The sequence below is a fragment of the Burkholderia sp. 3C genome (assembly GCF_054589155.1).
On the sequence record NZ_BAAILN010000154.1, the window covers coordinates 109,078 to 114,533 of the forward strand.

The following is a 5,456-nucleotide window of genomic DNA, read 5'->3' on the forward strand; positions in this document are numbered from 1 at the left end:
CTCGGTTACGTGGAGGCCGAAGGCCGGCTGTTCCGGCTCACGCCGAAAATCCTCGATCTGGGCTTCGCCTACCTCACGTCGATGCCGTTCTGGAACCTGGCCGAACCGGTCATGGAGCAGCTTTCGGCGCAGATCCACGAAAGCTGCTCCGCGGCCGTGCTCGATCGCGCCGAGATTGTTTACGTGCTGCGCGTGCCGACCCACAAGATCATGACCATCAACCTGTCGATCGGCAGCCGGCTGCCTGCGTACTGTACGTCGATGGGGCGTGTGCTGCTGTCGTCGCTCGACGATTCGGCGCTCGACGAAGTGCTCGCGCTGCGCCCGATCCAGGCGCACACGCCGCGCACCATCACCGATCCGGCCGCGCTGAAGGCCGAGATTGCCACCGTGCGCAAGCAGGGCTGGGCGATCGTCGATCAGGAACTGGAGGCGGGGCTGATTTCGCTGTCCGCGCCGATCAAGAACCGGCGCGGGCGCGTGATCGCCGCGATGAACATCAGCGGCAATGCACAGCGGCACACGGCCAAGCAGATGGTGAAGGAGTTTCTCGAGCCGCTGCTGGAGGCGGCGCAGAGGGTGTCGGCGTTGGTGGCGCGCCGGAGTTGAGGGGCAAGGGAGACGGGGCGGGAAATCGCGCCGCCGCTCCCTGGCCTGCTACGTCGGAGAACGCCCTTATATAGGGCAAGCAGTTAGCAATTTGGTTTCAGCCGTCGTGGCAATCGGCACATTCAGTCGAGGCACCTGCCCCAGCACCGACGCAATGAATCCGTTGATCGTGGTGGTGCCGCCACCGAGCGTGTTATACACAGCGACGACGCGCGGCTGTATCAGCGTCTTGCTGTCATACAGTTTTGCCTTCATGGTGCCGATCGCTTGAATCGCACCCTGGATCGACGCCACGCTGATTTCGGTGGGAACCGGCAATGCCGTGGAAATATTTTCCCCTGTCACGCCCATCGTTTGCAGCACCAGGGTTCCGCTGAGTTTGTTCGCCTGGGCAGCCGCACCAATCGCCAGCAAATTGCCCAGATTGATTCCCGCTGCGCTGGTGGTCAAATTCGCGGTTAGACGCAAACCAATTCCGATATAAACCGGCACCGAGCTATCGGCTTTTTCATAACTATCGACCACCCTCACCGTGAAACCGTTGGAGGTCGGCGAAGGGTCATCTTTTTTAACAAAAAAAGCGACCGTATTCGATTTGACGTAGTCGATGGTGACGACATATTGGCTGTTCGATGCGCTGATCGACGTTGGCCCGTAGGTCACCTTTCCGGATGCATCGATCTTGCCGATCGCGAGCCGCATGGTTTCGTCAGGCAAGGCCCCGAGCAGTTCGTCGCGAGTCGGCCTGCCGGTCACGCAACGGCCTTGAACATCGGTGGGCTGCACCGTGGTCGACACCGGATCAAGCGGTTGATAACCGTATGACGAATCCGCTCCGGACGTTGTGCTCGAGTTGGTCGGCACCTGGATTTGAAAACCGGAACACGCATACAAGGTCGAAACAACGCATGCCAACACGGTCAAGCGGCCGGCCCGCTCGAGTTGCGCCGCACCAGACAATCCTCTCATTTCTCACCCCGATTTTTTTCATTTTAATTTGATGACATCGCACGCTTAAAAACTCAAATCAATACGGCAGTGCAAGTCGCCGACAAGCATGTGAGAAAAAAGATAAGCCGTCAAGCAGGGATAACGTGCCACGCGGCAACGATTCAGCCTTATCGATATCAAAACGTACGTCGGCAAATCGATAGCAGCCAATGAATAATCGCCACATTGGCGAATTCGAATTCTGCAGAAATAAAAAACCCGCTCGGCTTTATGCCGGCGGGTTTTTAAACAAGCTGATCGTGCGCATTTGATCCGCACGTTTCAAAGCATCGCTGCGAGCCACTCAGCCGATGATATCCACCCAACCGTGCTGATCCGCTTCCTTGCCCGTCTGAATGCCGACCAGCGTCTGCTTCAGGCGCTGCGTGACCGGGCCGGCATTGCCGTCGCCGATCGTGAACGTGTGCTTGCGGCCCTTCACCTGGCCGATCGACGTGACCACCGCGGCCGTGCCGCAGGCGAACGATTCGACGAGCTTGCCGCTCTTCGCATCGGCTTCCCACTGTTCGATCGAATAGGCTTCCTCGCGCACCGTGTAGCCGAGGTCGCGGGCCAGATCGATCAGCGAGGCGCGCGTGATGCCCGGGAGGATCGTGCCGGTCAGCGGCGGCGTTTGCAGCGAGCCGTCGGCGAACACGAAGAACACGTTCATGCCGCCCAGTTCCTCGATCCAGCGGCGCTCCACGGCGTCGAGGAACACCACCTGATCGCAGCCTTCGCGCGAAGCCTCGGCCTGCGCGGCCAGGCTGGCGGCGTAGTTGCCGCCGCATTTCGCGTCGCCCGTGCCGCCGGGCGCGGCGCGGGTGTAGCTGTCCGACACCCAGATCGAGACGCCCTTCGACGCGTCGCCCTTGAAATACGCGCCCACCGGCGTGGCGATCACGCAGTACAGATATTCGGCGGACGGCTTCACGCCGAGCACCACTTCATTGGCGATCATGAACGGGCGCAGATACAGCGCGCTGCCTTCGGCCGACGGGATCCAGCCGCGCTCGAGGCTGACCAGCTCGCGCACCGAGTTCACGAACAGGTCCTCGGGCAACTCAGCCATTGCCAGACGCCGCGCGGAATTGCGGAAACGCTTGGCGTTCTGGTCCGGGCGGAACAGCGCGATCTTGCCGTCCGGCAGCGGATACGCCTTCATGCCCTCGAAGATTTCCTGCGCATAGTGCAGCACGAGCATCGCCGGATCGACTTCCAGCGGCTTGCGCGGAGCGATCTTCGCATCGTGCCAGCCCTGGCCTTCCGTATAGCGGATCGTCACCATGTGGTCGGTGAAGATCTTGCCGAAGCCGGGGTTCGCGAGCAGGCGCGCGCGTTCTTCGGCGGAAGTCGGGTTCGGGTGGCGTTCGATCGGGAAAGTCGAGGTGCTGCCGGTGCTCATGAGGTCCGCTCCTGGTGTTCTAGAGAGCGGCGGGGACGCCCGCCGCCGTGATAACCGGACACTGTAATCGACCTGAGCGTTCCGCGCATCCCGGAATGGCCCGGGCAGCGCCATTTCGCTCTCCTACCCGGGCCGCCCCTTCTCGCCAATCCTCACAAAAACAAGGAATTAGACACGCGCCGGCTGGAATCGATGATTGCCAGCACGTGCTTAAAAGTGACGTGTCAGCAACGGTCGGCCATCGTGGATACGGGGTCGCATGCCTTGATATGCGCGAAGGCGCGGCGGTGTCCCGCCTCTCGGACGGGACGTTGCGCCGTCAGGCGGCCGCGGCCACGCCGTCGAGTTCGCGCATCACGTCATCGGGCAGCGCCAGATCGCCGGCCGCCAGGTTCTCGTGCAGGTGGGCCACCGACGAGGTGCCCGGAATCAGCAGCAGGTTCGGCGAGCGGCGCAGCAGCCAGGCCAGCGCGACCTGCATCGGCGTCGCGCCGAGCCGCTCGGCCACGCCCGACAGCACCGACGATTGCAGCGGCGAGAAACCGCCCAGGGGGAAGAACGGCACGTAGGCGATGCCGTCGGCGGCCAACGCGTCGATCAGCGCATCGTCGGCGCGATGCACGAGGTTGTAGTGGTTCTGCACGCACACGATCTCGCAGATCTTGCGCCCTTCCTCGATCTGCGCGCGCGTGACGTTGCTCAGGCCGATATGGCGTACCAGCCCCTGTTGCTGCAACTCGGCCAGCGCGCTCAGTTGCGTCTCGATCGAGCCTTCGGCCGGGCCGTGCGTCGAGAACATGATGCGCAGGTTCACGACGTCGATCGCATCGAGCTGCAAGCGGCGCAGGTTGTCGTGCACGGCGCTTTTCAGCTCGTCGGGCGTGTAGGCCGGCAGCCAGGCGCCGTCGTCGCCGCGACGCGCGCCGATCTTGGTGACGATCACGAGATCGTCACGATACGGGTGCAGCGCCTCGCGAATCAGCTCGTTGGTCACGTACGGGCCGTAGAAATCGCTGGTGTCGATATGGTCGACGCCGGCTTCGACGGCCGCACGCAGCACGGCGAGCGCGGCGGCGCGATCCTTCGGCGGCCCGAACACGCCGGGGCCGGCCAGTTGCATCGCGCCGTAGCCGATCCGGTGCACCGGCAGATCGCCGAGTTCGAAGGTGGAAGCGCGAAGTGATGCGGTCATGTGAGGCTCCTGCGGTGGCAACGTGAAGGAATCCAGAGCTTACGCGCTGGCGATTCCACCGATAAGCCGCCATAATCCGCACGGCTTGTACGAAGGAGCGAACAATGAGCAGCGTCGATCTCACGGAATTGCAGGCGTTCGTCGCGGTCGCGCGCGCGAAGGGCTTTCGCGACGGTGCACGCGCCACCGGCAACAGCGCGTCGGGCCTCAGCGAGGCGGTGCGCCGGCTCGAAACGCGGCTCGGCGTGCGGCTGCTGAATCGCACCACGCGCAGCGTGGTGCCGACCGAGGCCGGCGAGCGGCTGCTGGCGCGGCTCGCCCCGGCACTCGATGAAGTGGAGGCGGCCATCGACGTGATCAACGGCCTTCGCGACCGCCCGGCCGGCACGCTGAAGCTCAACGTGCCGGTCAGCGCGGCGCGGCTGGTGCTGCCGTCGATCGTGCCGCGCTTTCTGGCCGCCTACCCGGAGATCCGCCTCGAAGTGGCCGCCGACGAAAGCTTCGTCGACGTGCTGGCGGCCGGCTGCGACGCCGGCATCCGCTACGAGGAACGGCTGGAACAGGACATGATCGCGGTGCCGATCGGCCCGCGCGTGCAGCGCCTCGCGCTCGGCGCGGCGCCCGGCTATCTGGCGCGGCGCGGGCGGCCCGCGCATCCGCGCGACCTGCTCGAACACGAATGCATCCTCGGCCGCTTCCCGGGGCGCGCGATCCCGCCGTGGGATTTCGAGCGCGATGGGGAAAAGGTGCGGATCGAACCGTCGGGGCAGTTGCTGGTGGAACTGGGTGCGGCCGTCGATCTGGCCGTGGATGCCGCGCTGGCCGGCACCGGCATCGTGCATCTGTTCGAGGATTGGCTGAAGCCGCATTTCGAGAGCGGCGCGCTCGAACCGGTGCTGGAGCCGTGGTGGGAATCGTTCTCCGGGCCGTTTCTGTACTACCCGGGGCGGCGGCTCGTGCCGGCGCCGTTGCGCGCGTTCATCGATTTCATTCGCGCCGACGCGCCGGCCTGAGCCGGCAATGCTGCCCGCGCCGCCGCATTGCACGACGGCCCGGCCGGCATTGCCAAGGATTACGAACGACCGCCGTACACCGGGAAGCGTGCCGTCAGTTCGCTGACCTGGCCGCGCACGCGTTCGAGCGTGGCCGCGTCGTCCGGCGCTTCGAGCACGTCGGCGATCAGGTTGCCGACGATCTCGGCTTCCTTCGTGCCGAAGCCGCGCGTCGTCATCGCCGGCGAGCCCAGGCGAACGCCCGAGG

The 5,456-nt window shown here is 64.5% G+C and carries 5 protein-coding genes and 1 pseudogene; 2 read left to right on the forward strand and 4 right to left on the reverse strand.

Annotated elements, in window-relative coordinates:
* The coding region (locus ACYP33_RS32645) for an IclR family transcriptional regulator domain-containing protein (RefSeq protein WP_459625293.1) at window positions 1-609 on the forward strand (609 nt) is incomplete at its 5' end.
* A 66-nt stretch (window positions 610-675) separates the two neighbouring features.
* Here the strand turns inward: ACYP33_RS32645 and ACYP33_RS32650 are convergent.
* From ACYP33_RS32650 to ACYP33_RS32660, 3 genes are all read right to left on the reverse strand, one after another.
* Window positions 676-1,578 carry a hypothetical protein gene (locus tag ACYP33_RS32650; RefSeq protein ID WP_459625294.1) on the reverse strand — a complete coding sequence of 301 codons (903 nt, stop codon included), beginning with the start codon at window positions 1,576-1,578 and terminating at the stop codon, window positions 676-678.
* Between the two features lie 325 nt (window positions 1,579-1,903).
* Window positions 1,904-3,004 (reverse strand): branched-chain amino acid aminotransferase, encoded by a 1,101-nt coding sequence (locus tag ACYP33_RS32655; protein ID WP_414448422.1) that lies wholly within the window; start codon window positions 3,002-3,004, stop codon window positions 1,904-1,906.
* A 319-nt stretch (window positions 3,005-3,323) separates the two neighbouring features.
* Entirely contained in the window at window positions 3,324-4,196 is an 873-nt protein-coding gene (locus ACYP33_RS32660; RefSeq protein ID WP_414448423.1) for an aldo/keto reductase family oxidoreductase, read from the reverse strand.
* A gap of 104 nt (window positions 4,197-4,300) precedes the next feature.
* Here ACYP33_RS32660 and ACYP33_RS32665 point away from each other — a divergent pair, with 104 nt between their 5' ends.
* Window positions 4,301-5,209 (forward strand): LysR substrate-binding domain-containing protein, encoded by a 909-nt coding sequence (locus ACYP33_RS32665; protein ID WP_414440965.1) that lies wholly within the window; start codon window positions 4,301-4,303, stop codon window positions 5,207-5,209.
* A gap of 59 nt (window positions 5,210-5,268) precedes the next feature.
* On the opposite strand, the pseudogene glyA reads toward ACYP33_RS32665, so the two are convergent.
* Window positions 5,269-5,456 (reverse strand): annotated as a pseudogene (gene glyA, locus ACYP33_RS32670) (serine hydroxymethyltransferase); the annotation flags it as partial.